This window comes from Rhodococcus sp. 06-418-5 (assembly GCF_002258285.1).
Classification (GTDB): domain Bacteria; phylum Actinomycetota; class Actinomycetes; order Mycobacteriales; family Mycobacteriaceae; genus Rhodococcoides.
Window position 1 is genome coordinate 250,000 of the sequence record NZ_NOYE01000009.1, and the last position, 26,954, is coordinate 276,953.

Annotated in this window: 23 protein-coding genes and 1 tRNA gene; 13 read left to right on the top strand and 11 right to left on the bottom strand. The window is 64.8% G+C overall.

Annotation, left to right across the window (positions count from 1 at the left end):
* Positions 1–98: 98 nt before the first annotated feature.
* Complete coding sequence (locus CH274_RS05055) at positions 99–980, top strand: MBL fold metallo-hydrolase (protein ID WP_094656896.1); 882 nt, start codon at positions 99–101, stop codon at positions 978–980.
* Positions 981–1,189: 209 nt separating this feature from the next.
* On the opposite strand, the gene CH274_RS05060 is transcribed toward CH274_RS05055, so the two are convergent.
* The 3 genes from CH274_RS05060 to CH274_RS05070 all read right to left on the bottom strand — a co-directional run bounded on the left by CH274_RS05060 (position 1,190) and on the right by CH274_RS05070 (position 4,551).
* The gene (locus tag CH274_RS05060) at positions 1,190–2,404 is read right to left on the bottom strand and encodes an acyl-CoA dehydrogenase family protein (RefSeq protein WP_094656895.1); all 1,215 of its coding nucleotides are present in this window, start codon (positions 2,402–2,404) and stop codon (positions 1,190–1,192) included.
* A 135-nt stretch (positions 2,405–2,539) separates the two neighbouring features.
* Positions 2,540–3,460: an oxygenase MpaB family protein gene (locus tag CH274_RS05065; RefSeq protein WP_094656894.1), complete on the bottom strand. Its 921-nt coding sequence runs from the start codon at positions 3,458–3,460 to the stop codon at positions 2,540–2,542.
* A 230-nt stretch (positions 3,461–3,690) separates the two neighbouring features.
* On the bottom strand, positions 3,691–4,551 hold the full coding sequence (locus CH274_RS05070) for a class I SAM-dependent methyltransferase (RefSeq protein WP_143546527.1): 861 nt from the start codon (positions 4,549–4,551) through the stop codon (positions 3,691–3,693).
* Positions 4,552–4,614: 63 nt separating this feature from the next.
* Between CH274_RS05070 and CH274_RS05075 the strand changes: the two genes are divergently transcribed.
* Together CH274_RS05075 and CH274_RS05080 are read left to right on the top strand one after the other, a co-directional pair.
* Positions 4,615–5,427 carry a class I SAM-dependent methyltransferase gene (locus tag CH274_RS05075; RefSeq protein WP_179272988.1) on the top strand — a complete coding sequence of 271 codons (813 nt, stop codon included), beginning with the start codon at positions 4,615–4,617 and terminating at the stop codon, positions 5,425–5,427.
* Positions 5,418–6,410: a phytanoyl-CoA dioxygenase family protein gene (locus CH274_RS05080; protein ID WP_094656891.1), complete on the top strand. Its 993-nt coding sequence runs from the start codon at positions 5,418–5,420 to the stop codon at positions 6,408–6,410. The genes CH274_RS05075 and CH274_RS05080 overlap by 10 nt, the downstream gene beginning before the upstream one ends.
* A gap of 5 nt (positions 6,411–6,415) precedes the next feature.
* On the opposite strand, the gene CH274_RS29085 is transcribed toward CH274_RS05080, so the two are convergent.
* Complete coding sequence (locus CH274_RS29085) at positions 6,416–6,706, bottom strand: hypothetical protein (protein ID WP_179275643.1); 291 nt, start codon at positions 6,704–6,706, stop codon at positions 6,416–6,418.
* Positions 6,707–6,791: 85 nt separating this feature from the next.
* Between CH274_RS29085 and CH274_RS05085 the strand changes: the two genes are divergently transcribed.
* Positions 6,792–8,078: an esterase/lipase family protein gene (locus tag CH274_RS05085; RefSeq protein WP_179275642.1), complete on the top strand. Its 1,287-nt coding sequence runs from the start codon at positions 6,792–6,794 to the stop codon at positions 8,076–8,078.
* Positions 8,079–8,092: 14 nt separating this feature from the next.
* Here the strand turns inward: CH274_RS05085 and cynS are convergent, their stop codons facing one another.
* Entirely contained in the window at positions 8,093–8,542 is a 450-nt protein-coding gene (gene cynS, locus CH274_RS05090; RefSeq protein WP_045196854.1) for a cyanase, read from the bottom strand.
* Between the two features lie 169 nt (positions 8,543–8,711).
* Between cynS and CH274_RS05095 the strand changes: the two genes are divergently transcribed.
* Positions 8,712–9,626 (top strand): aldo/keto reductase, encoded by a 915-nt coding sequence (locus CH274_RS05095; RefSeq protein ID WP_094656889.1) that lies wholly within the window; start codon positions 8,712–8,714, stop codon positions 9,624–9,626.
* Between the two features lie 273 nt (positions 9,627–9,899).
* Positions 9,900–10,880, top strand: a complete 981-nt coding sequence (locus CH274_RS05105) for a DUF368 domain-containing protein (RefSeq protein ID WP_094656887.1) — start codon at positions 9,900–9,902, stop codon at positions 10,878–10,880.
* A 157-nt stretch (positions 10,881–11,037) separates the two neighbouring features.
* On the opposite strand, the gene CH274_RS29090 is transcribed toward CH274_RS05105, so the two are convergent.
* Positions 11,038–11,130 (bottom strand) — tRNA-Ser (locus CH274_RS29090).
* A gap of 65 nt (positions 11,131–11,195) precedes the next feature.
* On the bottom strand, positions 11,196–11,945 hold the full coding sequence (locus CH274_RS05110; protein WP_094630348.1) for a FadR/GntR family transcriptional regulator: 750 nt from the start codon (positions 11,943–11,945) through the stop codon (positions 11,196–11,198).
* Positions 11,946–12,059: 114 nt separating this feature from the next.
* Here CH274_RS05110 and CH274_RS05115 point away from each other — a divergent pair, with 114 nt between their 5' ends.
* From CH274_RS05115 to CH274_RS05130, 4 genes are read left to right on the top strand one after another with little or no spacing between them, the layout of a single operon-like run.
* Positions 12,060–13,691, top strand: a complete 1,632-nt coding sequence (locus tag CH274_RS05115; RefSeq protein ID WP_094656886.1) for an AMP-binding protein — start codon at positions 12,060–12,062, stop codon at positions 13,689–13,691.
* Positions 13,692–13,732: 41 nt separating this feature from the next.
* The gene (locus CH274_RS05120; protein WP_094656885.1) at positions 13,733–14,482 is read left to right on the top strand and encodes an enoyl-CoA hydratase-related protein; all 750 of its coding nucleotides are present in this window, start codon (positions 13,733–13,735) and stop codon (positions 14,480–14,482) included.
* Positions 14,479–15,669, top strand: coding sequence for an acyl-CoA dehydrogenase family protein (locus CH274_RS05125; RefSeq protein WP_094630345.1), 1,191 nt, complete (start codon positions 14,479–14,481; stop codon positions 15,667–15,669). The genes CH274_RS05120 and CH274_RS05125 overlap by 4 nt, the downstream gene beginning before the upstream one ends.
* Before the next feature lie 9 nt (positions 15,670–15,678).
* The gene (locus CH274_RS05130; RefSeq protein ID WP_094656884.1) at positions 15,679–16,731 is read left to right on the top strand and encodes an acyl-CoA dehydrogenase family protein; all 1,053 of its coding nucleotides are present in this window, start codon (positions 15,679–15,681) and stop codon (positions 16,729–16,731) included.
* 17 nt (positions 16,732–16,748) lie between these two features.
* On the opposite strand, the gene CH274_RS05135 is transcribed toward CH274_RS05130, so the two are convergent.
* Positions 16,749–20,132 carry a pyruvate carboxylase gene (locus CH274_RS05135; RefSeq protein WP_094656883.1) on the bottom strand — a complete coding sequence of 1,128 codons (3,384 nt, stop codon included), beginning with the start codon at positions 20,130–20,132 and terminating at the stop codon, positions 16,749–16,751.
* Between the two features lie 230 nt (positions 20,133–20,362).
* On the opposite strand from CH274_RS05135, the gene CH274_RS05140 reads away from it, so the two are divergent.
* The 3 genes from CH274_RS05140 (at position 20,363) to CH274_RS05150 (ending at position 23,890) form a co-directional block, all read left to right on the top strand.
* The gene (locus CH274_RS05140; protein ID WP_094630342.1) at positions 20,363–22,102 is read left to right on the top strand and encodes a PEP-utilizing enzyme; all 1,740 of its coding nucleotides are present in this window, start codon (positions 20,363–20,365) and stop codon (positions 22,100–22,102) included.
* Positions 22,099–23,043 (top strand): TIGR03619 family F420-dependent LLM class oxidoreductase, encoded by a 945-nt coding sequence (locus CH274_RS05145; RefSeq protein WP_094630341.1) that lies wholly within the window; start codon positions 22,099–22,101, stop codon positions 23,041–23,043. The genes CH274_RS05140 and CH274_RS05145 overlap by 4 nt, the downstream gene beginning before the upstream one ends.
* A gap of 79 nt (positions 23,044–23,122) precedes the next feature.
* A complete protein-coding gene (locus tag CH274_RS05150; RefSeq protein ID WP_094630636.1) occupies positions 23,123–23,890 on the top strand; it encodes an SDR family NAD(P)-dependent oxidoreductase in 768 nt (255 codons plus the stop codon).
* Here the strand turns inward: CH274_RS05150 and CH274_RS05155 are convergent.
* The 3 genes from CH274_RS05155 to CH274_RS05165 are packed head-to-tail and all read right to left on the bottom strand — an operon-like array spanning position 23,887 to position 26,945.
* The gene (locus tag CH274_RS05155; protein WP_094656882.1) at positions 23,887–24,933 is read right to left on the bottom strand and encodes a zinc-dependent alcohol dehydrogenase; all 1,047 of its coding nucleotides are present in this window, start codon (positions 24,931–24,933) and stop codon (positions 23,887–23,889) included. The genes CH274_RS05150 and CH274_RS05155 overlap by 4 nt on opposite strands.
* Positions 24,934–24,971: 38 nt before the next feature.
* Positions 24,972–25,814 (bottom strand): sugar phosphate isomerase/epimerase family protein, encoded by an 843-nt coding sequence (locus CH274_RS05160; RefSeq protein WP_256993484.1) that lies wholly within the window; start codon positions 25,812–25,814, stop codon positions 24,972–24,974.
* Between the two features lie 6 nt (positions 25,815–25,820).
* Positions 25,821–26,945, bottom strand: a complete 1,125-nt coding sequence (locus CH274_RS05165; RefSeq protein ID WP_179275641.1) for a sugar ABC transporter substrate-binding protein — start codon at positions 26,943–26,945, stop codon at positions 25,821–25,823.
* Positions 26,946–26,954: the final 9 nt, after the last annotated feature.

The window sequence follows — 26,954 nt, forward strand, 5'->3', positions numbered from 1 at the left end:
TCGGCCGGCTCAGACGTCAGGTAAAGCGGTGCCGTCTGAGTTTCGGTCGTTGGTGGATCGGCACTGTCCGGCAGCATCATTGGGGTTAGGATCCGGTCGTGCCTTCTTCCCCTACACAATGGTCGGTCGGCGACGTCGTCATCACTCGCGTCGACGAGATTGCGTTGGAGGGGCAGGGACGGTGGCTGCTTCCCGACGCCACCCCCGAGCTCGTCGGCGCTCAACCTTGGCTCGATCCGTCGTCCACCGACGAGGACGGCGAGATTCGGGTGTCCGTGCACAGCTTCGTGGTCGATATCGCCGATACACGCGTCATCGTCGACACCGGTGTGGGAAACGGCAAGGTCCGGGAAAATCCTGCATGGAACGACCTCGACACCGAATACCTCCAGCGGCTGGCCGGCGCAGGAGTGTCACCGGATTCGGTCGACCTCGTGGTCACTACACACATCCACCGTGATCACGTCGGATGGAACACCACCGTGCGAGAGGGTCTGTGGGAGCCGACCTTTCCCCGCGCCCGATATCTCACGTCCCGCACGGAATGGGACTTCTGGGCTTCCCAGGAGTTGAGCGCGGACCAGGAGCGGATGTTCGCGGACTCCATCACCCCGATCAGGCAGGCAGGACAACTCGATGTGGTCACTGCCGAATCGGCGGTCGAGATCGCCGACGGAATCGAACTGATTCCCACACCGGGCCACACCCCCGGTCATGTGTCGGTGCGGATCTCGTCGGCGGGCGAGACAGCCTTCATCACAGGGGATTCGATGCACCACCCCGTGCAGCTCGCCCACCCGAGTCTGTGCTGCGGTGCCGACGTCGATCCACTTCTGGCTCGACGCACCCGAGAACTGATCCTCTCCAGCATCGCCGACACGAACACCCTCCTACTGGGCAGCCACTTCACACCGCCCACAGGCGGCCATGTAGAGAGCACGACAACAGGATTCGTTCTCGTTCCCGCTCCGGCACGGTAGCGCTGCGCGGAAAAGTCGCTCTCCTTCGCGCTCGAGCGAAGGCCTGTGCGTCGATCATCACTGGCCACATACCGTCGCTCTGTCGCCGTGAGGATTGCCGCTCGAAGGGCCGCTCTCGGTTGTTCGCCGATGGGCCGAGATGCACGTGCGTGAAATCGACGACCATCGCCAGTCCTCCAACACCGATCGGCACGCTTACCTGATGACACTCAGCGGTTGCGTTTCTGCTCCGCCCGGATCAATCCGCCGCCGACGATCAGTCGCTGAATTTCGCTCGTGCCCTCGTACAGGCGCAGCAGTCGCACATCCCGATAGATGCGCTCGACCGGGACCTCTCGCATGTATCCGGCACCACCGTGGATCTGGACGGCGAGATCGGCGACCTTGCCCACCATCTCGGTGCAGAAGAGTTTCACCGCGGACGGCGCGATACGCCGATCGGTCTCCTGCACCCACGCCCGCGCAGCCTCACGGACCATGGCCCGGCCCGCCATCACACCGACCTGCTGATCGGCGATCATGGCCTGCACCAGTTGGAAGTTCCCGATCGGCTCACCGCCCTGAGTGGACGCCGCCGCATGCGAGACCGATTCGTCCAGCGCGCGCTGCGCCTGACCGACGGCCAGCGCCGCAATGTGTACCCGCCCCCGCGCCAGCGAGGTCATCGCAGCCTTGTAGCCGATATCGATCATGGGTCGTTCCGCAGGCTCCACTCCTGCATCGCTGTTGCCGCCAACCAAGGCGTCGGCCTCGACGCGTACGTCGGTGAAGTTCACGTCGGCCGTGCCGGATCCCTGCTGCCCCATCTTCGCGTCCTTGACACCGACCTCGATTCCCGCAGCGTCGGCGGGAACCACGAATACCGCAATACCGTTGCCGCTCAGCGGTTTCGGGTCCAGTTTCGCGAAGACGACGAACATGTTCGCGATCGGCGCATTGGTGATGTACCGCTTGCTGCCGTTGATGACCCACCCGGAGCCGTCGACCGTCGCAGTGGTCTTCAGGCCCGCCGGATTGGATCCGGCCCCGTCCTCGGTCAGCGCGAAGGAGGCAACGACGTCACCGGACGCCATGCCCGGCAACCATTTCGCCTTCTGTTCCTCGGTGCCGAACCCCACCAGCACCTGCCCGGCAATTCCGTTGTTGGTGCCGAACATCGATCGCAACGCCAACGAGGTGTACCCGAGCTCCATGGCGAACTCGACATCCTGAATCAGATTCAGGCCCAGCCCACCCCACTCCTGCGGAAGCGCATAGCCGAACAATCCCATCTCGGCAGCCTGCGTGCGCAGATCCTCCGGGATGGCATCGGTGTTCATGATCTCGAGTTCGCGCGGGACGACACGCGACCGCACGAACTGCGAGACCTGCTTCAACACGTCGGCGAAGACGTCGTCGGGTACATCGGGATTCAGCGTGTCCATCGGACCACTATCTGTCAGAGCAACGTGATTCGTCCACTGCCGTGCGAGGGCTCGAACGACTGGAAGACCCGACGGTCGGGACCAATCCGGCCTCGTCGCGTGCGTACATCGGAGTCCTCGTGACTCTGTTGTCCATCAACGGCTTCCCAGTGCCGGGCCCTCGGTGCGTCCGACGGCCTTGCGGTGGCCGAGTGTGGGAATGTCCAGCGGCTTGGGATGCCGCGTTCCGAAGTGGTCGGACCAGGATCGGTGGGGCCGATGCGGGCGAACGCCCTGAAATGCCAGGTACGCACCGATCGCCGGCGGCACGACATGCCGATGGCCTCGGGACGGCTCGGGCAATCGATGTATCGCACGCAGGTCTTCGGTGAACACCGACAGCAGAATGCCGTCGGCGAAGCGCTTCGTCCGACCGGGGAACCATCGCTCCTGCCAATCGAGGAACAATTGATCGACGATCTTGCGGGCACCGTCGGTGTGCTCGTACCGAGACTCGTAGTCGAACGTCCAGCGCAAGAAACGCTCTCGCGTCTGCGGAACATCGAGGCCCATGTACTCCCCGACCTGACGCCAGAAGTGAAAACGCGCTTCACGCTCGTTGTCGGTGAAGACGCTCAACCCGAGATGTTCGACGATGCGGTCCGGCTCGAAGGCCAGCGAACCCAATGTGTACAGCTTGTCGTCGTCGGTGATACCGAACCGCGAGTGAATCTGCTCCATGCGGTCGATGATCGATCGGCCGTATTCGCTGGAATGCCCGTGATGGAGCATCTCGCCGAAGAAGAGCAGCGTGTCGTCGTTGCGTCTGCGCACGTCGTGCATCATGTCGCCGGTACCGGTCCGGTACAGAATTCGCGCGATCGACGGAACCGCCACCTGTCGAGCGAATGCCACGGTGTACGCGGCATGGGCGAAAATGGCGTCGCCATAACGGACTTCGAGGCTCAGATGCGTGGCTTCCTCGTTGCCCACAACCGGGTCGAGTTCCTCGATCCGGCGACCGACCGCCCGCCCCGTCACCCACTTCCGAGACATCAGTGCCGCGTTCGTTGCCATGACTTACCTCCACGTTCCGTCATCGGCACCAAACAGGAACGGCACCGTTCTCAGTTCACCATGCAACTAGGAACGTCTTCGTGTCAATATGTCACCGGAGATTTGCGCCTCCGGTGGCAATTCCCCCCGTTCGCGCGCTGTGGGTCAAGACGAGGGGCGACTTTCCTGGCCCGCGGAGCTCATTCGCGGCGAAGGGCCGCACATTGTCGGCGCAGATCCTGCGTGACCGGTCAACGACGGGTTGCGGCGAACACGTCGACCGGGTGCGGCACCCGACGTCTGCCGTCGGTGCCCGGCACCGAGACCGCGTCGAGATAGGCCCGCACGGTGCCGTACAACTCGGGAGTCAGCCGGGCCTGCACTGCGAAGTCGAGTACCTCGTCGCCGGCAGAGGCGAGGTCTACCAACGCGTCCAGAGTGGCCACGTCGTCCACTGCGATCCCGCCGTCGACGAAGGCTTTCTCGACGTCGGCACTGAACCACTGCCGGTGGCCCTCCAGCGGCGGGGCGAGAACGCCCACCAGAGCGTTGAGCGCAGCCGACGGTGCAACGGCCACCCACAGCTCACCGCCGGGCCGCAGCAGGTCGAGAGCGCTTCGCAGCGTCGCCCCCACGTCGGCGACGTAGTACATCGAGTGCACGAACAACACGACGTCGAAAGTCTCGTCGACCGGGGCGTCGCCGAAGGACGCGACGTGCGCATCGACGCTGAGCTCGGCGGTCGTCAGCGCGGCCATCCTGGCGGTGAACAACTCCACACTCCCGGGCCAGGGGTCGATGCCCACGTACCGCACCGGTTCGCCGGACAGCCGCTGTACCAGACCGGCGGCGAGCCGGACGTCGAGCGACCCGTCACCGCAGCCCACCGACAGCACCGAAATCGGTCCATCCCCCATCGCTGCCAGCCGGGCGGCGAGGTGCTCGGCGATCAGACCGCGCTGGTCGGACAGTCGCTCGAAAGCGGCGTGGTCTCGGGCGTAGGAGTCGGGCGCGAGACCGGGCAGAGGCCCGGAGTCACGCCGCAGGGCGCGTAACGCGTCGAGGAACCCGGCTGCAGCGTCGCTCGACGGATACGGAGCTATGTTGGACACCACATCGAGTGAACCACGACGCACCCGGGAATGCGTTGCGGTTGGCTTCCCGAGAGGAGTGCCATGAGCAACGGAGACACGGCCGAGCGCAGTCTCGAGCACTGGAGCGAGGCCGGCCGCACGGGCATGGAGGCCTTCTACGCCCTGGCCACGGAGGACTACCACCAACTGGCACTGGCCGCCGACTGGCCCGCCCTGCTCGCCGAGCACAGCCGCGACGGCTGGTCGCTGCTCGACGTGGCCTGCGGCAGCGGCAAGTTCCCCACCGCTCTACGCCGCTACACCGATCTGTCGACGGTGCCAGAGTTGGCCTACGACCTGCTCGACCCGTCTGCGTTCTCGGTGGCCGAGGCTCGCGGAGCCCTCGGCACACCGTTCGTGCCTCGAGACGACCTGGTGATGACCCTGCAGGACCTGCCCGCGGATCGGACCGGGTACGACATCGTGTGGGCCACCCACGCGCTGTACGCCCTTCCGCCCACAGAATTGGATGCCGCAGCCGAACGATTCGTGGCTGCTCTGGCCCCCGGCGGCCTCGGTTTGGTCGCGCAGGCCACGGCGAGCTCCCACTACCTGGCGTTCTACGACGCCTTCCGGGCAGGCGTGCGTGATGCGACCCCGTACACGACGGCCGAGCAGGTGCGCGACGCGCTGATCCGAGCCGGCGCGGATGTGCGCGACCAGCGCGTCACGTACACCACCGGGACATCCGATCGTGTTGTCGCCGAGGGCTTTCTGCAGCGCTGTGCCTTCGACGACTCCGTGTCGCTGGAGGAGATGGAGGCTGCACCGGTGCTGGGCGACTACCTCGCCTCCTGCCGCGACGAGTCGGGTTCTTACACCTTCTCGCACGAGGCGGCCCTGCTGTGGCTCTGAACGAACCTGCGGCTCCGACGAACGAACGGCTTCCCCAGCAGAATCGCGATGGCGGTATCGACCAGGACTGGGCAGGCGACGATCAGGACTGGTGGGATTGGTACGTCACTCTGGCTGCCAACGACCAGGTGCCCGCCGAGTTGGTCGACGGGCCGGGCCTGCCGGACGTCGACGCAGCGTCCGACGAGCAGGTCGCGCATGAGCTTGCCGAGCCGTACGACCTCGCCCCGGCCGCAGTCGAGTCCTTCGCCCGGGAGGCCTTCGTTCGGCTGCCCGCCGTGTTCTCCCCTGCCGTGGTACGACGCCTCGCCGAGCGCCTCGAGGAGCTACTGCGCGCCGAGCACGGCGAGAACGTCGCCGGTCGGTTCACCGCACTGGAGCAGATGTGGCTCCACGACGACCTGATGCGTGCCGTGGCACTCTCGCCCCGGATCGGCGGCCTGGCCGCGGCCTTGCTGGACGAACCGGCCGTGCGGCTCTACCACGACAACGCGCTGTCCAAGGAGCCCGGCTGTGGACGCACGCCCTGGCATCACGACGCGGAGCATTTCCCACTGCAGACCGTCCAGGCGGTCACCGCGTGGATGCCGATGTCGGCCATCCCCGGCCGAATGGGTCCGCTGTCGTTCGCCCGCGGCCGCGAGGTACTGAACGAGGTTGCCGACCTGGAGTTCGACAAGGTCGGCACCTCGTACGACGAGGCCGTCGCCCATCGCTTCGTCGAGCGCGGCGTTGCCGTGGAGTCCGAGCCGTTCTCGGTAGGAGACGTGTCGTTCCATTCCGCGCTGTGCTTCCACACCGCGGGGCCGAACCTGACGACCCAGCCGCGCCGCGCTTTGGCCACCACCTACTTTGCCGACGGGGCTCGGGTTGTCGAGTCGCCCACGCTGATCAGCGGCACCTGGCGCGAATTCTTACCAGGCGTGGAGCCCGGTGGCCTCGCGGCCTCGGAACTGAACCCGGTGGTGGGTCGCCGAGACTGAACCGGTCACGGGCAGATGAACCCATCGTCCACCATCAGACACCGCTTGGGGTTGGTGGGGATTCTGCCCTCGAACGCTTCGCCGATACTGAGTGCACCGTCACCGTTGCTGTCGAGCCCCGGAGACAGGGACGCTGGCAACAGCGGTGCATCGAGCACTTCATCGACCGTGACCGCACCGTCGTTGTTCGGATCGAAGGCAGGAGCGGCCGACGCTACCCCCGGCACGACGAACAGCCCTGCAACCGTCAATGCCGCGATCGTTGCCGCTTTCAGCGGAAGTCGTCCAACCGTCATCGGCTCTCTCCTGTTCGAGGGGAAATACCGGACAATAGTGGCACGGCGGCCGGGTGGTGTCCTAGAAAACCGACGACCCATTCGAGTGAACATACGTACATTGGAAACGGTGGGGGCGAAAACTCAGCGCACACAAGAGTTGGGCGAACTCGCAGAAATCGCGATTCGCGAGCTGGCGTCGGCCGCGGGTGGTGTTCGCGCAGTTCACTCGGCCATTGCACGACGCACATTTGCCGCTGTGCGGCTCGGCGTCGGTCCCGCGGTTCTACCGACACAGCTGATGCACGACGCGATCGCCGCCGGAACCTACGCGTCCATCACAGCCGCCTGCACCGGCGCAGCCAAGGCTGTCGGAGCCTTTTCCGGCGGCGACGAAGCGACGGAGGACGACCATCGCCCGTCGCCGTCCCACACTGTCTTCGGTGCCCAGACCATCGCCGTCCTGCACGGTCTCATCGGCGACGACATGGAGCGCAGTTCCCGGGTCCTCGCCTACCCGATGTCGATACGTGTCGACGGACGCCCGGTAGTTCCCAAGTACCGCGCTCTGGCCACGGCGTTTCCCGACGCGGGAGCGTACCTCGTGGTGTTCCTGCACGGGCTCGTCGAGACCGAATCGGCATGGCGGCTCGGTGGGCGACCCACGTACGGGCAGCGCCTGGACTCCGAAGCCGGAACAACCTCGATCTTTCTGCGCTACAACACCGGCCGTCGAATTGCCACGAACGGTGCCGACCTGTCGGACCTGCTGGAACAGCTCGTGCCGGCCTGGCCCGTCAGGGTTCACCGCATCACCCTGGTCGGTCATTCCATGGGCGGGCTGGTCTCGCGCAGCGCCGCACACCACGCTGCGGAGAACGGCCGCCGATGGGTGGAGCTGTTGACGGACGTATTCACCCTGGGGACACCACATCTGGGTGCGCCGCTTGCGCGCGGCGTTCACGTCGCCACGGCAGCGCTGGCGATAGCGCCCGAGACCCGTCCGTTCGCGAACCTGTTGGCGCGTCGAAGCGCAGGAGTCCGCGACCTGATTCACGGATCGATCACCGAGGACGAGGGACATGCCAGCTACGCCGACGGATTCGACGTCGGAGCGGCCGCGGACATCTCGGTTCCGGAGGGGGTGCGGCATCATCACGCGTCCGCCGTCATCACAGGAAACCCGCGACACCCGATCGGAATCTTCGTGGGCGACGGCCTGGTCCGTACGGACAGCGCCGGAGGGCGGAACAAGCTGCGTGACATAGGACTTCGTCCGGACGACGGTCTGGCGATCAACAGCGCACACCACTTCACCCTCCTCAACGACGAGAGAGTGTACGAATGGATGCGACGCGCACTGGTCGGCCCATCTTCCGAATCGTCCCCCTGACTGTCGATTTCGGCCTACTCGGTCCATCGATAGTCGAGGAACTTCCCGTCGAACGTCACCACGACCCGATCTCCGTCATCGTGCGGTCGTCGTTCGATGTTCATCGTGAAGTTGATGGCGCTCATGATGCCGTCGCCGAATTCCTCGGCGATCAGTTCTTTGAGCGCAGGGCCGTACACCTGCAGCGCCTCGTGGAATCGGTAGACCGTGGGGTCCGAGGAGATGTCCAGCGACCCACGATAGGGAGCCAGGGTCAGCTCGAACAACGAACCGTCGGGCATGCCCAGTTTTTCGGCGAGCAGGTCGGCCTGGGCGAGGCTGAGGGGATGCTGTCCGTAGAGTGCCGACACCGTCCATGCCACCGGCATGTCGATGGCCTCGGCCACAGCGGCCCAACTCAATCCGGCTCGAGCTCGTGCAAGCCGAATCTCGCCGATCAATGGCTTACCTGAAAAATCGGTCAACAGATCTCTCCTTCGTGGCCGTACTGCAGGCGCACACCGAGTGCGCCCCGAGTTCACAGTCTCAGCTCGATGATCCTGCCTCGCAACATCTGGTATCGATCACGCGAGCGCGGTCCGATCGCAGATATGGTGGTTGTTTCCGCCACGGCACAACGAAAGTACTGACGACATGACCCGACTCGGTCTCGGCCTTGCCGCCCTCGGACGCCCCGAGTACCTGACGGTCGGGCACTCCGATGCCGTCGACGGGCGATTCGATCCGGCAGCCCTCGAGCAGCTGTGCCACGCAGTACTCGACGCCGCATGGGACAGCGGAATCAGACACTTCGACGTCGCGCGCTCCTACGGCTTTGCCGAGCGCTTCCTCGGCAGCTGGTTGTCGCGACACCCTTCTCGGCGAGACGAGCTGGTGATCGGCTCCAAATGGGGATACGCGTACGTCGCCGATTTCCAGCGGGGTGCCGAGGTGCACGAGGTGAAAGAGCACTCGGTTGCCCGCTTGGCCGAGCAGTGGCCGCAGACTCTGCGCGACCTCGGCGGTGCACCGGACCACTACCTGATCCACAGCGTCACCCCGGACAGTCCAGCCCTGAGCGACACTGCCCTGCTCGACGACCTACGTGCCCTAGCCGAGAGTGGTACCCGAATCGGCATCAGCACCAGCGGGCCACATCAAGCCGACGTGGTGCATGCAGCGCTGGAGATCGGGGTGTTCAGCTCGGTGCAGTCGACGTGGAACCCCCTCGAGCCGTCCGTCGGCCCGGCGTTGGCACGAGCACACGAAGCCGGCTGGTTCGTCGTCGTCAAAGAGGCCATGGCCAACGGCCGACTGGTGGCCGAAGATTCTGCACTCGCCCGCGTCGCGGACTCCGCCGGAATCGGCCGCGACGCACTGGCGCTGGCACGTGCACTCGCCCAACCCTGGGCCGATGTCGTGCTCTCCGGCGCGGCCACTGCGGCACAACTCGAGCAGAATGTCGCTGCTCTGTCGATCGACCGCGAACTGATCGCAGCGAGCGATCCGGATCTTGCCGAGTCGCCGGAAATTTACTGGGACAACCGCTCTCGACTGGACTGGACGTGATCGGTTCTGGCACGAGCTGATCTTCCGCTGAATACTCGGATCCACGCCGATGTTCGCGGAGGCCGTCTCTGTGACCGACCACCTCGGATCGGCTCCTCCGTTTCGGATACCCGACTCCGATCGGCGTCGGGTTCACAAGAACGGGGAGCTGATTCGTGACGGCGGTATGGGGAGGGCGGATCGAACCGTCGACCGCTCGCTCACGGGTGCGATCACACCCGAGCTTGTCGAGCCGGTGTCGAGCAGTATTGCGGCGTTTGGGACGATTCGGGCATGACGACGAACCGGCAGACGCCCTCCGAACATGGTGACAAGGAGCAGGATCGACCCGGACTCGATGAGGTTGTCAGGGGGCGGCCGCCGGCGACGGAATTGGCGGCCAACGTCGTTCGCGGCGGTCTGATCGGTCTGGCGGAAACGGTTCCCGGGGTCTCCGGCGGCACGGTCGCCCTGGTCACCGGCATCTACACCAGGGCCATCGCGTCGGCGAAGCATCTGACGGACATCCCCAAGGCCGTGCTCACACGGTCCGACGTACGCGCCGAGATCCGTCAGGTCGATTGGTGGCTGCTCGTCACGGTCGGCGTCGGCATGCTGTTGATGGTGTTCTCGGTGGCAGGGATCATGGCGGATTTCGTCACGGATCAGCCCGTCTACTCCAAGGCACTGTTCATGGGCATGATCGCGATGTCGGTGGCGATCCCGTTCATGGAGATCAGTCGTGGAGCTTTCCCCACCATCAGGTCCCGACTGTCCGCCGTGGTTCTGTTCGTCGTTCTCGCTGTCGCGGTCGTCGTTCTCACGTCGCTACCCGGGGTCGAGGCGTCGAATCCGTCGTTGATTCTGGTGTTCTTCGCCGCGACGATCGCAATATGTGCGCTCGTGCTGCCAGGTGTATCTGGCTCGTTCTTTTTGCTGGTCATCGGCCTGTATGCGCCGACGCTCACGGCCGTCGACGAGCGGAACCTGACGTACCTGGCCGTGTTCGCCCTGGGTGCTCTGGTGGGGTTGGTCAGCTTCGTTCGAGTGCTCGAACGGTTGCTGGCGAACTACCACGACCTGGCGATGGTCGCCGCTGCCGGCCTGCTGTTGGGGTCCTTGCGTGCACTGTGGCCGTGGCAGGGCGAGAACAGAGAACTACTGGCCGTCGGCAACGAATGGCCCGCCGCCGTGGGCCTCTTCGCCGTCGGAGTTGCGGTCGTGGCTGTGGTCGCCATCGTTCAGCATCGACTGGCAACCACGCGTACGCCTTGACCGAAACGGCGGACGTAGCCGGCAATCCACGCCCCTCGTCGGAATCCACACCTCCTACAAGCACCGTGAATTCCCACGAGGGCCGCATATGCGCGCGAGCCGTCCGCACCGGCCACCACAGACAAAAACTCCGACCCCAGCAGCGGGATCGGAGCAGTGGAGCCTCCCAACGGGATCGAACCGTTGACCGCTCGCTCACAAGTATGTTGCGAGACAACCAGATACGTCCGAATGGAACCACCACAGAGGCTCTGACCTGTGCCGATCATCCAGGCGGGGAGCACCCGAATTCACTCTCGCACAGCCTGTCTCTGATCACATCTGCCACCGGACCGGCCTGGAAATGATCTCGGACAGCCGGCGGCGGTAGTACTTTGCGGTCTCCTGGACGAATGCGCTCATGGTGGCGGCGGCGGCGTCCTCGTCGCGGGCTCGCATCGCGTCGAGCACGTCCTGCTGCATCTCGATCGCGGCCAGTCGCGTGGCGATGGGATGCTCGTTCGGCTCCGCGTCCCGCACCAGCAGCCACAGAGTCTCCATGACGATGTTCAGGACCGGGTTACCGGCGGCGTCGTACACGCTGCGCTGAAAGGCCGAATTGTTGTCCTGGAAGTTGCCGTAGTCGCCCGGGTCTTCGCGCATTCGATCCAGAGCGGTCTGCATAACCTCGACCTGCTCATCGGTGATGTTTGCCGCGGCTTCCCGCGCCACGATCGGTTCGAGCATCAGCCTGGCGTCGATGACGTCGCTGATGTTGGCTCCGTCGATCTGGAGGAAGAGCTTCATTGTGTTGCCGAGCGATTCGAGCTGAGGGCGCTTCGCTACCGGCCCACCGCCGATGCCCGACTTGATGGTTACCAGGTCACGGCTTTCGAGGAGTCGAAGCGCCTCGCGGACGGTGGTCCGTGCTACGCCGTGCTCTGCCACCATGTCCTTCTCGGTCGGCAGCCGCTGTCCCTCGATGATGCCGCCGGTCAGGATCTGGTCGGCAATGAGGTTAGCGATCTTCGCGGACATCTTGGGTGCCCGCACGCGCGGGACGATCTCGCCGTCAGTGGTCACCATGAGATAACCATAGCGTCGGGGCTGTGTGATCTACGTTAAACCTATACATAGTTTGCGCGATTGGTTACTGTAGTTGTTGTCAGAAAAGTATCGACCGAACGGTAGGGAGTAGCGATGTTGCCGACAAGGCCGCCGAGCGCCGACCTCGCACACTCGTACCGAACCGACGGGCATTGGAGCGACCGACCGATCGGGCACTACCTCACCCGCGCTGCTCGTATGTACCCGGACGCCGTCGCCGTGGTCGACGGCAAGCGCCGAGCCACGTTTGCCGAGATCGATCGAGATGCGACCAGAGTGGCCGCCGCCCTGCACAACCGCGGCGTCACGTCCGACGACGTCGTGTCGTTCCAGCTCCCGAACTGCATCGAGGCAGTCGTCGTCTTTCAGGCCGTCATGAAGCTGGGTGCGGTCGCCAACCCCATCGTGCCCATCTACAGGTCTCGCGAGCTCCGCTTCATTCTCGGACAGTCACGAGCAAAGGTCGCTTTCGTCCCTGCCGAATTGCGCGGGGTCGACGTGGCCGCCATGTATCGCAATCTGGCCGACGATCTGCCGGACCTGGAACTCGTCGTATCCTTGGCGGAGTGGGATGATCTGCTGGACCGAGTCACGGACGAGATGATCTCGGACTTACGTTCGCGCACAGCACCTTCCGCAGACGATATCTGCCTGTTGCTCTACACATCCGGCACTACCGCCGACCCCAAGGGTGCCCTCCACAGCCATAACACCCTGGTCTATGAGAACTCGTCGATGATCGACTGGTTCGGACTCAACGAGACCGACGTGATCTTCAATCCGTCGCCGGTCACCCACGTCACGGGCGTCAATTGCGCCCTGATTCTGCCGTTTCTTCTCGGTACATCCGTTGTCCTACAACAAACGTGGGATCCTGCTATCGCGCTCCGCCGTATCGTCGACGAACACTGCAGCTTCATGATCTTCTCGACGCCGTTCCTGCGCGGACTACTCGACGAATCCGAATCCGGACAGGTACCGACACCGTCGATCAGGTACATCGTATGCGGCGGAGCCGACGTGCCCGACGCACTCACCGCGGCGACCACGACTCGCCTCGGCACCGTGGTGCGCATGTACGGTGCCACCGAGGGCCCCTCCGTCACCACTGCGGATCGATGGGACTCCTCGGCCGTGCGTCAGAAATCCGACGGACGCCCCATCGCACCTACCGAGGTGATCGTGTCGGACGGAGCGAACGGCGTCGGCGAAATACTGTGGCGCGGACCGGATACGTTTCTCGGCTATCTCGACCCCACCCTCAACGACGACGCCTTCACCCCCGATGGCTTCTTCAAGACCGGTGACCTCGGCCGCTTCGACAGCGACGGTGCCATTCACGTTGTGGGGAGAATCAAGGACATCATCAACCGTTCCGGGGAGAAGATCAGTGCCCATGACGTCGAGAACCACCTCGGTGCTCACCCGTCCGTAATCGAGGTCGCCGTAGTCGCGGGACCCGATTCCCAAACGGGAGAGCGGGGTTGCGCGTTCGTCGTCACTCGCGATCACCGAGACCTCACCCTGGACGAGGTCCACCGATTCCTCCTCGACCGCGACATAGCCGTACAGAAGATTCCCGAAAGCATCTTCGTGGTGGACTCGCTACCCAAGACCGCGAGCGGCAAGGTGCAGAAGTTCGCACTGCGCAGCTGGACCCGCGATCGCACCGCAGTACCGGCGCAGATGGCGGCGATGATCTTCGCCGCGTCACACGAGAAATAGAGGTTCCCTTGTCATTACAGCCTGCTGGAATCGACCACGTCGTGGTCACCGAGCCCGAGCCCGGTATCGCACTCGTCGAGTTGGCCCGCGGCAAGGTCAACGCGATCGACACCCAGATGTACCGGGAGATCGCCACCGTCTTCGAGGCACTGTCGGACAACCAGGACGTCCGCGTGGTGGTCCTGACCGGGCGGGGCCGAATCTTCTGTGCAGGAAACGATCTGGGCAGCTTCCGCGTCATGGACGCGACCAGCGGCGAGGTCGAGATGCGCGAAGTGCGCCGGTCGATCTTCGCGGTCCTGGACTGCTCGCTGCCGGTGATCGGGGCGATCAACGGGCCTTGCCTCGGAAGCGGATTCGGCCTGACGTCGGTATGCGACCTCGTGGTAGCGTCCGAGCGGGCCACGTTCGGTCTGCCCGAGATGGGCGTCGGCGTGCTCGGCGGCGGGCGATTCACCGCCCGGATGCTGCCGCAACAGGCCATGCGGCGGATGTTCTTCACCGCCGAGGCCGTCGATGCGGAGACGTTGCGCGCGTGGGGCGCTCCCATCGAAGTCGTCGATCACGACGTCCTGCTCGACACAGCGATGACACGCGCACGAACTATTGCGGCGAAGAGCCGCTACGCCCTGACCTTGGCGAAGCAATCGCTGAACGGGTGCGAGAGCATGGACCTCAAACGCGGGTACGAGCTCGAGCAGTCCTACACCCTTCGCCTGTCCGAACACCCGGATTCCAAGATCGCGGTCGAGGCGCGCATCGCCGAGATGGCGGGGGGAACGAAGTCATGACGATCGACGTTCAGGCATTCGCCGAGAAGTCCGAGGCCTGGCTCGCGGAGAACCTCGAACCCAGGACGAACTCCACGATGTCCGACCCCAACTACGCGATCTTCCACAATCGCAGTCACGACGAAGAACGCGAGCTGATCGACGCTGCGGCACACTGGCAGAGCCGCCGCGTCGATGCCGGGTTCGGGGCGATCACCTGGGCACCCGAATGGGGCGGACCGGGTCTCACCGCGAGCCACGAGCGCGCGTACGTCGGGATCGAACGGCAGTACAACGCACCGGAGCGACACGAGACCGTACTCGTGACAGTCGAATTGGTGGCACCTACCATCCACGCTCTGGGTTCCCCCGAACAGAAGAAGACATTCGTCGAACCCTTCCTGAGGGCCGATGAGCTCTGCTGCCAATTGTTCTCCGAACCCGGAGCAGGCTCCGACCTGGCCGGATTGTCGACCAAGGCAGTCAAGTCCGACGGCGGCTGGCGCGTGAACGGTCAAAAAGTGTGGAGTTCGGGAGCGCAGTTCTCCAAGTGGGGCCTGCTCATCGCCCGCACCGACACCACCGTCCCGAAACACCGCGGCATGACGGCGTTCATGATGCCCATGGACGCACCCGGGGTCGACATCAGACCTATTCGCCAAATGTCCGGCGGGTCGACGTTCAACGAGGTGTTTCTCGTCGACGTCGAGTTGCCCGACTCGTCGAGGCTCGGTGCCGAGGGCGACGGCTGGACAGTCGCGCTGACCACACTCGGTTTCGAGCGGAGTTCGAGCGCCGGGATCGTCAGCGCCGGCGGGAACGGCGCTGATCTGGTCCGGCTGGCCAAGAGCCTCGGCATTTCGGACGATCCGCTCGTCCGGCAACAGCTGGCCGAAGTTGCTGTCTACGAAAGAGCGTCGGCACTCATGGTCGCCCGGTACGCCGAGCGTGAATTGGCCGGAGCTGTTCCCGGAGTGGAGGGTTCGATCGGCAAACTGGTGTGGACCCAGAATCTCAAACGCATCGGCGACGCCGCAGCGACATTCCTCGGGCCCAAGATCCTGGCGGACACCGGTGCACCCGACACTTTCGCGTGGACCGAACATCTCCTCGGTGCCCCCGGATATCGGATCGCCGGCGGTTCGGACGAGATCCAGCGCAACATCATCGGCGAACGCGGGCTCGGCTTGCCTCGCGAACCACGATAGGAGCATGCCATGACACTCGAACTGACCGTCGAGCAACGCGATCTACAGGCCGGCCTCCGTTCGTCCTTGGCCAGAACGAAGATAGGCGAGGACGTCCGGCCTGCACTGGTCGAGATGGGTCTCACGGAAATCCCGTTCCCGGAAAGATTCGGCGGTGCCGGCTTCACGCTGAAGGACGCAGCAGTGGTGATGACCGAGCTGGGTCGTTCGCTCGGCAGGGCCCCCTATCTGTCTTCGGTCGTCCTAGCAGGCTTCGGTCTCCTCCACGCAGGGTCCGAACGGGCTTGCTCGCAGAATCTTCCGACGATTGCCGACGGTACCCGGACGGCCACACTGGTGGCCCCGTTCCCCTTCGCAGCGTCCTCCATCGAGGCTACGGCGGGCAGCGACGGCACCCTCGTCCTCAACGGCGTTCGAGAAGCCGTGGTGGACGGAGCCGATGCGGATCTGCTGATCGTCGTAGCCAAGGGTCCGAACGGTACCGAGCTGGCGGTGATCGAGGGTGGCGCTGACGGAGTCACCCGAACACCGAGTGAGGCACTGGATTTCACCAGGGGCCTCGCACGGGTCGAGTTTTTCGGCGCGGTCGCTCACCGGGCGACGAGTGACGACATCGGTGCCGGCCTCGGAAAGGCGCAGGCGGCCGCCATCACAGCTCTCGCAGCCGAACAGGTCGGATCGGCGCGAGCATGCCTGGACATGTCGGTGGAGTACGCAAAAACCCGTCAGCAGTTCGGACGGGCCATCGGGTCGTTCCAAGCGATCAAGCATCGCCTCACGGACATGCTCATCGCGACCGAACTGGCCGAGGCGGCGGTGCTCGATGCAGCCGGGGCCGACGCGCGCAGCACAAGCGAGTTCGTCGCCGCCGCCGCGACTGCCCGTGTGCTCGCGTCCCGAGCGGCCACCTTCGCCGCCGAAGAATCAATTCAGATCCACGGCGGAATCGGCTTCACCTGGGAACACCCACTGCACCACTACTTTCGGCGGGCAAAGACCAGTGAGTTGCTGTTCGGTGTCACCAGCGTGCACGCCGAGACGATCGCCGCTGCCCTGATCTGAGTCAGGGCGGCGGGCGGTTACGCCAGCACCAGCAGAAGATCGCCGCCGTCGACCTGAGAGGTACGGCCGATCGGAACGCGGGTGACCATACCTGCCCTGGTCGCGGTGATCGTCGCTTCCATCTTCATGGCCTCGATCGACCCGACCGATTCACCTTGCGCGACCACGTCGCCCTCTTTGACCGACAGCGTGACGACACCGCTGAACGGTGCGGGTATGTGCCCGGGATCGGTGCTATCGGCCTTCTCGGCAGACCGGGCGGTGGTTTCGATGCTCCGGTCGCGAATCCTCACCGGACGCAGCTGGCCGTTGAGGATGCACAGAACGTTGCGGACTCCTTCGACGTCGGGGTCCGATACCGCCTCGAGCCCGATCAGCAGTTCGACGCCCTGCTCGAGCCGAACTCGGTGCTCCTCTCCCTGCCGCAATCCGTAGAAGTACTGATTGGTCGACAATTGCGAGGTGTCGCCATAGTCCTTGCGGTGCTGCTCGAACTCGCGGGCGGGCGTTGGAAAAAGCAAACGATTCAGCGTGGTTCGGCGTTCGTGGCCGGGCGCGGACAGATTCTTCTCGTCCGCCTCGGTCAACGCAGTGGCGGCGCACGCTTCCGCCCGGCCGGTCAATGCCCGACTTCGAAGCGGTTCCGGCCATCCGCCCGCCGGTTCGCCGAGATCACCGCGGAGGAAGTCGACGACCGACCCTGGAATGTCGTAACTCGATGGGTCGTCGGCGAATTCGGCGGCCGTCGCGTCCGCACCGACCAGCGCCAGCGCGAGGTCGCCCACCACCTTCGACGACGGCGTGACCTTGACGAGTCGGCCCAACACCCGATCCGCCCCCGCGTAGGCAGCCTCGATGTCCTCGAAACGGTGCGCGAGCCCCAGCGCGGACGCCTGCTGGCGCAGATTGGAGAGCTGACCGCCCGGGATCTCGTGGGTGTAGACGCGCCCGGTGGGCGACGGGAGGCCTGACTCGAACGGCGCGTACGTGGAACGCACTGCTGCCCAATATGGTTCGAGGTCGCAGACCGCCGCGAGATCGAGTCCGGTGGCACGGTCGGTGTTGTCTGTTGCAGCGACGATCGCCGACAACGCGGGCTGACTCGTCGTCCCGGCCAGGGCTGCACTCGCCCCGTCGACGGCATCGACGCCGGCTTGCCACGCGGCGTAGTACGTCGCGAGTTGGCCGCCGGGGGTGTCATGGGTGTGCAAGTGCACGGGAAGGTCGAAGCGAGACCGCAGCGCGGCGACCAGAGTCGCTGCGGCGGGCGGTCGCAGCAGGCCCGCCATATCCTTGATGGCCAGGACATGGGCACCCGCGTCGACGATCCGGTCGGCCAGGCGCAGGTAGTAGTCGAGGTCGTAAAGGGTTTCGTTCGGATCGGCCAGATTGCCGGTGTAGGACATCGCCACCTCCGCGACAGCGGTCCCGGTGTCGCGGACTGCGTCGATGGCAGGCTTCATCTGATCGACGTTGTTCAGAGCGTCGAAGATTCGGAAGATGTCGACTCCGGTGTCGGTGGCTTCCTGCACGAAGGCGTGCGTGACGCGGTCGGGGTACGCCGTGTAGCCGACGGTGTTTCGGCCGCGCAGAAGCATCTGTAGACAGATATTGGGCATCTCCGCGCGTAGGGCGGCGAGTCGTTCCCACGGATCCTCGTGCAGAAACCGAAGCGCAACATCGTAGGTCGCGCCACCCCAGGCCTCGATCGAGAACAGCTGCGGGGTGAGGCGCGCAACGTGGGGTGCCACCGCGACGAGGTCGCGGGTGCGCACCCTGGTGGCCAGCAGGGACTGGTGCGCGTCGCGGAAAGTGGTGTCGGAAACGGCGAGTGCGGTCGCAGATCGCAGCTCGGCCGCGAAACCGGTCGGCCCGAGAGCGATCAGCCGGTCCCTCGAGCCGGTGGGAGGCGCGACTCGGGTGTCGACGTACGGAAGCTTGTCGATCGCGTAGACCGGCGACGGTCGCTCGCCGTGCGGGCGGTTGACGGTGACGTCGGCCAAGTACTGCAGGATGCGCGTGCCACGGTCGGCAGAGGTGTTCTGCGTCAACAGTTCCGGATGCTCCTCGATGAAGGTCGTGGTGACTTTCCACGCGAGGAAGTCCGGGTTGTCCAGCACCGCCTGCAGGAACGGGATGTTCGTCGCCACACCGCGTACCCGGAATTCGGCGATCGCCCGTCGTGATCTCGCGGAAGCGGTGGCGAAATCACGCCCGCGGCAGGTCAATTTGACGAGCATCGAATCGAAGTGCGACCCGATCTCCGACCCCACGCCGACATTGCCGTCGAGGCGCACACCCGACCCTCCAGGGGTGCGGTAGGCGGTGACGCGCCCGGTGTCCGGACGGAAGCCGTCGGTCGGGTCCTCGGTGGTGATGCGGCACTGCATGGCGAAGCCGTGGATCACGATGGAATCTTGGCTCAATCCCAGATCGGCCAGGCTTTCACCGGACGCGATGCGCAGTTGCGAGCCCACCAGATCCACGTCGGTGATTTCCTCGGTCACCGTATGTTCGACCTGAATTCTCGGATTCATCTCTATGAACACGTAGTTTCCAAGCGCGTCGAGCAGGAATTCGACCGTACCCGCACAGGTGTAACCGATGTGCCGGGCAAACCTGACCGCGTCTGCGCAGATTCGTTCTCGCAGTAAGGGATCGAGCCCGGGAGCCGGGGCGACCTCGACTACCTTCTGATGCCTCCTCTGCAGTGAGCAGTCACGCTCGAACAGGTGAATGACCTCACCCGTCGCGTCGCCGAGAATCTGCACCTCGACGTGCCGGGGGTCGACGACCGCCTGTTCGAGAAAGACGGTCCCGTCGCCGAACGCGGTCCTCGCCTCGCGAGATGCGGCTTCGATGGCGTCGCGTAGTTCCTCCGGTGCGACCACCCTGCGCATGCCGCGGCCGCCACCGCCGGCAATCGCCTTGACGAAAATCGGAAACGACATCGTTTCGGCTGCCGCGATCAACACGTCCGGATCCTCGGACGGAGCCGACGATGCGAGAACCGGAAGCCCTGCCGCGGCGGCTGCGGCAACAGCGCGCGACTTGTCTCCGGTGAGCTCGAGGATCTCGGCGGACGGGCCGACGAACGTGATACCGGCGGCCTTGCACGCTGCGGCCAAGTTGGCGTTCTCCGACAGGAAACCGTACCCCGGGTACACCGCATCGGCACCGGATTTCTTTGCGGCCGAGATGATCTCGTCGACCGAGAGGTAGGCGCGGACCGGGTGACCCGGCTCGCCGATCTGATAGGACTCGAACGCCTTGGCCCGGTGCGCAGAGTTGCGGTCTTCATACGGATAGACGGCAACGGTGGAAGCGCCCAGTTCGACCGCCGCACGGAACGCGCGGACGGCAATCTCTCCGCGATTTGCAACGAGGACTTTTGCGAACATGATGTTCCTCCCGGGTAGGGGCCGGCGGCATGCCGACTGACGGGGTATGGGCCGAGTCTCCCACAAAACCAGGCTTCTTACTAGATTGATAGTAAAGTTAGTAGTGTGGACCGTTCTCCAGAACAAGCTTCTCAAACTGCTGCGCAATATCTCTGTGCATGTTTCCATTGACCCACTGTTTCTATAGTGTGACTTGAAATACAGTCCACGCCACGGATGAGGAGGACTCGATGAGCAGCGACCAGAATTCCGACAGCTGGATCACCGATTGGGAGTTCAGCGAGCGGTACCCGGTCTACACACGGGCGAACGCCGGTGAGGTTCTGCCCGACCCGTCGAGTCCGCTCAACGTGACCCTCGTATGGAACAAGGGCCTGAACATCGGTTGGCGTGAAGGCTACGTCGAGCACCTCGGGACTCATCTCGCGTCCGAGATCGACGAAGGGATGCCGGAGATCATCGGCAACTTCGGTGGGTACCACTACACGAACTTCTCGATGACAGAACTCAACGGTGCCCGACTTCCCGGACTGACCGTTCCGGTCTGGAACAGCCTGTGGGTCGGCGATCATCCGGACATCCCCGAGTACGTCGAGAAGCCCGGCCACCAGAACGCCGAACTCACCGCGGGCCTGGCAGAGAAGACCGCGTGGTCACTGACCACCGACACATTCCCCGAGGCCGAAGAAGCCAAGCACCGTGCCGATCTCGCGCGCGCGAATCGCCCCGATGTCACGGCCATGAGCGACCAGGAGCTCGTCGATCACGCCCGCTCCTTCGTTCCGGACCTGATCTTCTGCTACGCCTATCACCCCGTCACCACTACCCTGTCGACGATGGGGCCGGCCGTCGCAGGCGCGCTGCTCGAATCCATCGGCGAAGCAGACAAGCTCGGCGATCTCCTCAGCGGCCTCGGCGGAGTCGACTCCGCGGAGCCCTCCTACGCACTGTGGAACATGGGCCGCCTCGTCGCCGGGTCTGCAGAACTGACCGCACTCTTCGACGACGGCCTCGCCACGTTGCTCGAGGCCGTCGACGCGAGCGGCACCCCCGACGCGAAACAGTTTCGAACGGACTTCGACGAGTTCCTCTACAAGTACGGGTCGCGCGCGCCGAACGAATGGGACATCCGCTCGGACAGTTGGGAATCCAAGCCGGTCCTGGCGCTGCTCGCAGTCAACGGCATGCGGATGAGCCCCGTGGAGAACGACCCTGAGCTCATCCGAGAGCGTAACCAGGCCAAGCGCATCGCGCTCACCGCCGAACTCGCCGCCAAGATGCCCGACGACGCCACTCGGCAGAGCTTTCTCGACGCTGCCAAATCCATCACGAAATTCATGCCGTGGCGTGAACGAACCAAGACCGCATGCGTGAAGGTCATGGGCGAAATGCGGACTGCGCTCTACGAACTGGGCCATCGCATGGTGGATCGGGGAGTGATGGGCGACCACCACGACGTCACCATGCTGCTCGACGACGAGCTCGACGCGTTCGTGGCGGACCCCGAGTCGTTCGAGAACACCATTGCGGACAGACGTGAGCAATACCTGGCGCTGTTCGACCTCGAACCACCTTTCTTCCTGTTCGAGAAGCTCCCGTTGTCGCAGTGGCCCAGGCGGACCGAGCACAAGGCACAGATCGCGGCGCCTGGCGACGCGCTGTCCGGTGTGGCCGGTGCACCGGGGGTGAGCCGTGGCCGAGCCCGGATTCTGCACGATCCCTACGAGGTCGGCGATCTGGCCGAAGGCGACATCATCGTTGCGCCGCAGACCGATCCGGCCTGGACGCCACTGTTCGTCTTCGCCGGCGGTGTGGTGGTCAACGTCGGTGCCACTATCACTCACTCGTCGATAGTCTGCCGCGAGCTCGGCATCCCCTGTGCCGTGTCGGTGCAGGACGCCACGTCCAGGATCCCCGACGGAGCGATGATCGAGGTCGACGGCAACACCGGAACGGTGACCGTCCTGTGAGCCTACGTATCGGATTGAGCCTCCCCCAGCTCGGGGAACATGTCGACGTCGGTGCGGTGCGCGAGTTCGCCACTTCGGCCGAGGAACTCGGGTTCGCAAGCCTGTGGGTCCAGGAACACCTGTTCTATCCGGAAGTGAACGAATCAATCTACGGAGGTCGCCACACCACCAGCGTCCACCCGGCCTACCGCTCGGTGCTCGGGGCCACGGAACTCATGGCCTACGTGGCAGCCTGCACTCGGACGGTCACGATCGGCAGCAGCATCCTGGTCGCTGGCTACCATCGTCCCATCGAACTGGCGCAGCGACTTTCGACTCTGGACATCCTTTCCGGCGGACGGCTCGTCGCGGGTCTCGGTGCCGGCTGGTCCGACGAGGAACACACCCAGATGGACGTCGATCCGCGTACCCGTGGTCGACGAATGAGTGAACTCGTGCACGCCGTTCAGGCGTGCTGGGGTCCTGATCCCGTACGGTTCGACGGCGAATTCTTCACCATCCCCCGCTCCGTCGTTCGGCCCAAACCAATACAGCAGCCGCACCCGCCGCTCCTGTCCGGACTGCGGTCCACCACCGGATTAGCAAGGACCGCAGCCCTTTTCGACATCTGGAACCCCAGCAGCGGTACATCGGCAGCGCTGCTCGACCAGCTCGACACGATGGCCGAAATGCGCCCGGCCGGTATGGATCCCGTTCGACTTTTCCTGCGATCCTATCTGCAGCGACCGACCGATGCCGTCGGCTCGGCCGGTCAAGGCATCGAGGGTGTCGAGAAGGACATCCGGACCGCGATCGCCGCCGGCGCGGAGCAGTTGATCGTCGAGGTCAACTTCTGGGACGACATGCGATCACCCGCCGATTGGGCTGCGGCACCGGCACGGCTGGCCACCCTGCTCGAAACCGCCGCAGAACTGACCACGCCGAAAGCGAGTGCACTATGACAGCCCAGCGTTCGGCGGCGCCGGCCGGTCGTCGACCGTCGAGAGGGACACCGGGCCCGTTGCCGCTGGAGCAGGTGTCGTGACCGCCGGTCTCGTGGCGGTCGTGACCGGCGCAGCGTCCGGAATCGGCCGTGCCACGGTCGAGATCATTCTCGAACGCGGTGGGTCGGTGGTCGCCTTCGACACCACCTCGAATTCACTGGACTGGTTGGCGGGCAACGACAATGCGGTCGCCTTCGTCGGCGACGTCACCCACGCCGACGACAACCGCGCCGCCGTCGAGCAGGCCGAGCTTTCGTTCGGCCGACTCGATGCCCTGGTGCTCAACGCCGGAGTTCCGGCATCGGGCTCGATCGAGACACTCGACATGAACGTCTTCGACCGGTCGATCGACGTGAACCTTCGGGCGATCGCACTCGGTGTGCGCGAGGCGATTGCGGCGTTCCGCCGCGCCGGCGGTGGCTCGGTCGTCATCACTGCGTCGGCAACCGCGTTGGGCGGAGAGCCCAACCGGTGGCCGTACGCCGCAGCGAAAGCGGGTGCGGTGAACATGGCGAGGTCGTTCGCCCTCGACCTCGCGAATGACGGTATTCGCGTGAACGCCGTCTGCCCAGGTCCGATCAGTACCGGAATGACCAAGCGCATCGAAGAGAACACACCCGATCGCTACGAATCGCTCAAAGGCATGGTGCCCCTGCACCGTTGGGGCACCGCCCGCGAAGTAGGCGAGGTCATCGCATTCCTCGCCTCGCCGCTCGCGTCTTTCGTCACCGGGGTGGCGATCCCAGTCGACGGCGGCGCCACCTGCGGCAGCGGCCAGACCGTCCCCGTTCCCGCCGGCCCCTAGCGGTTCGGGTCCACCAGCACCTTGGCGTGGGTGCTGGTACCGCTGTCGAGTTCGTCGAACATATCGACCAACTCACCCAGCCCGATCGTCCCGGTGTGCAAAGACTTCACGTCGATCCGGCCCTCGGCGATCAGCGTCATCGTCCCCTTGAAGTCTTCGTGCGAGTACGCCAGCGAACCGATGACCGTCAGTTCTCGTGACTGCCAGTCCCCGTAGCTCACCGACGAGTCCGTTCCGGGATAGCCGAGCAGCGCCAACGTTCCACCCCGCCTGACCAACTCCGCCGAGGGCTGGAACAGCGCGGCGACGCCGGTGCACTCGAACAGCACGTCGGCACCGAGACCATCGGTGACGTCGTTCAGTAGAGCAGCGAGGTCCCCGGGCTCCACCACGTCGGCGAAGCCCAGATTGCTGGCCGCCGAACGACGTGCGGGTGACGGTTCGCTGACCAGCACTCGCCCGGCACCGGCGGTGCGCGCATGCTGAGCAGTCAGCAAGCCGATCGGTCCTGCACCCTGGACCACGACGATCGAGCCGAGCGTGATGGCCGCTCGCTTGACGGCATGGAACGTCACGGTGGCCGGCTCCATCAACGCGGCCTCTTCGTCGGACAGTGCGTCCAGCACCGGAATCGCCCGCCGTGCGGACACTTTCAGCGTGGTAGCAAAACCACCGTGGGCCGGTGCATCGTCGGTGATTCCGTTGGCCTCCGCAAACGCGAGATCGCAGTTGGCCGCGTGCCCGGCGCGGCACTGAGCGCACGCCCCGCATGCCGGCCCGACACCCGCGACCACACGCTGCCCGACACGCACCGTCGTCACCTCGGCACCCACCGCACTGATCGTGCCCGTCCATTCATGTCCGAACACCGCAGGCGGCAATGCTGCCGACGCGTATCCGTGCGTGTCGGTCGCGCAGATGCCGCAGTACCGAATGTCGACGACCACCCCGTTAGGGGCCGGTGTCACGGTGTCCTCGACGACGGTCTCCGCTTCCCTGGGGGCGACGATGTGGACGAACTTGTTCTCGACTGCAGTTGTCATGTCAGCGTTCACTTTCCGGTCGACACAAACTTTGTTGCTCATGAGTACAGTTTCTCATTGGTGTGCACAAGCTCGTCGAGCACCGTCCACGTTGCCCGGCCGAGTTCGGCGATCCACCCGCCCGGATCGGTGACGCTTCGGGCCGAGGGTGCCTCCACACTGACTGCGGCCGACGCCGGGAGTGCTCGCAGGAGTTCGACGAGCGGAAGGGCACCCGTGCCCGGAGCCAGACGGTGGGTTCGGGCCTCGGTGATGGCCGCGTTCGGATCCACCGACGCGGCTGCCGACACCGCGTCGCACAGCTGGCAGTACGGCAGCAGATCCTCTGCGACGGCGGTGATGTCGGAGACCTCGGAACCCGCACGCGCCCAGTGCAACGCATCGACGAGTACGCCGGCCCGGCCGGCCACAGCCTCGACGAATGCTGCGGCCGCCGTCACGTCCCGCACCGACGAGAAGATCATCGGTTCCAGACAGGCGCGAAGTCCGTAGTCGCCGGACAGTTCCGCGAGTTCCGCGAAGTTGCTCTCGGCGCGACCCCGATCGTCGTCGAGCACCGTGACGAGTAGATAGTCCGCGCCGAGTTCCGCGCCGGCTTCGAGCACCGCCGACCAATCACCACGCGAGCTCCCGGGGTGCAGTTTCACCACTTCGACGTCGAGCACGCGCATCCCGTTGTCCGCCAGGGCGGACTTGGTGTCGCGCAGCAGCGCGGACCCGGCGGGGAGCTGAAATCCCCTGTCCTGCCCGGTCTGCGCCGCACGGACACCCACTGCGTTGAACCCGCCCATGGCGGCGAACTCGACGAACTGCGGAGGCGGTACCTCGATCGCGGACAGGGACGACAACGACACGATGCGCTCGGCTGCCGCGAGGATCATGCGAATCTACTTCTTCCAGAGCGTCTTGAACTGATCCTGGTAGTCGGCGACACCCACGTAGTAACCGGTCTCCTCGTCGAGCACCGCCGTGTCGATGTTGTCTTTGTTCAGCAACTGAGTCGGCATGAACGCCGCGTCCGCTTCGGCCACATCGTCGCCGTTGAACTGGCGGGCCAACGTGTCGAGCACACGCCATCCGAGAATCTGGACCGGGAAACCTACCCACACACTGTTGTCGCCGTCCTTCAGCGACTGTAGGTTGTCCGGCGTCGGCGTCTGACCGGCGAACGTGATCTGATCCTGCAGGCTCGCTCCGCGTAGTGCCGCATCGACACCGAGGACGAGGTCGCCGAAGGAAAAGACCGCGTAGTTGATGGTCGGGTCACGCTGGAGCGTGCTGACAACGCTCTGCGGGGTCTTGGTTCCGAGATCGGTGACCTGCTGGTTGACGAGCTGGACCTTGCAGTCCGGGCACTGACTTTCCAACTGCGCGGTGAAAGCATCGGTGAAGACGTTGAGGATGGAGTAGTCGGTGATCGAAAAGATCGCGACATTGGCCTCACCGTTGCTGTCCGCGACCACCTGACTGGCCACCATCTTGCCCCACTCCTGCACCTGCGCATCGCCGTCGAGCGCGGTGGAGATGACACCGGGAACCGGTTCTCCTGCAATGCTGTCCGCAACCACCGGAATGCCCGCGGCCTCGGCGGAGGCGATCTGCTTCGACAGCATCGTCAACGGTGTGCCGGAGATGTGGATGGCGTCCGGCTTCAGGGCGATGGCCTGATCCATGGCCTTGGGTGCCGCTTCGGCGTCGGTGCCCATCAGAACACGCTGGTATCGCCACCCGAGTACGTCGGCCGCCTCCTGAATGGCGTCGTTCTTGGCGCTGGAGATCGGTTGGGGCGTCTCGATACTGATGACGTACTTGCCCTCCTCCGGCGCCTTGCTCAACGGTGTGGTCAGCACGAGATCGGTAGGCGCGGCCTCGTACTGATCGGCGAAAGCCTGCGCACCGGCGACGTCTGCGGCCTCGCCGGTGGTCGTGTCGTCCGAGTTGCTGCAGCCGGTCAGGACCAGGCTTGCAGCAGCAATGCCGGCCAAAGCCTTTGTCCAGGTGTTGGTTTTCACGTGAGTTCC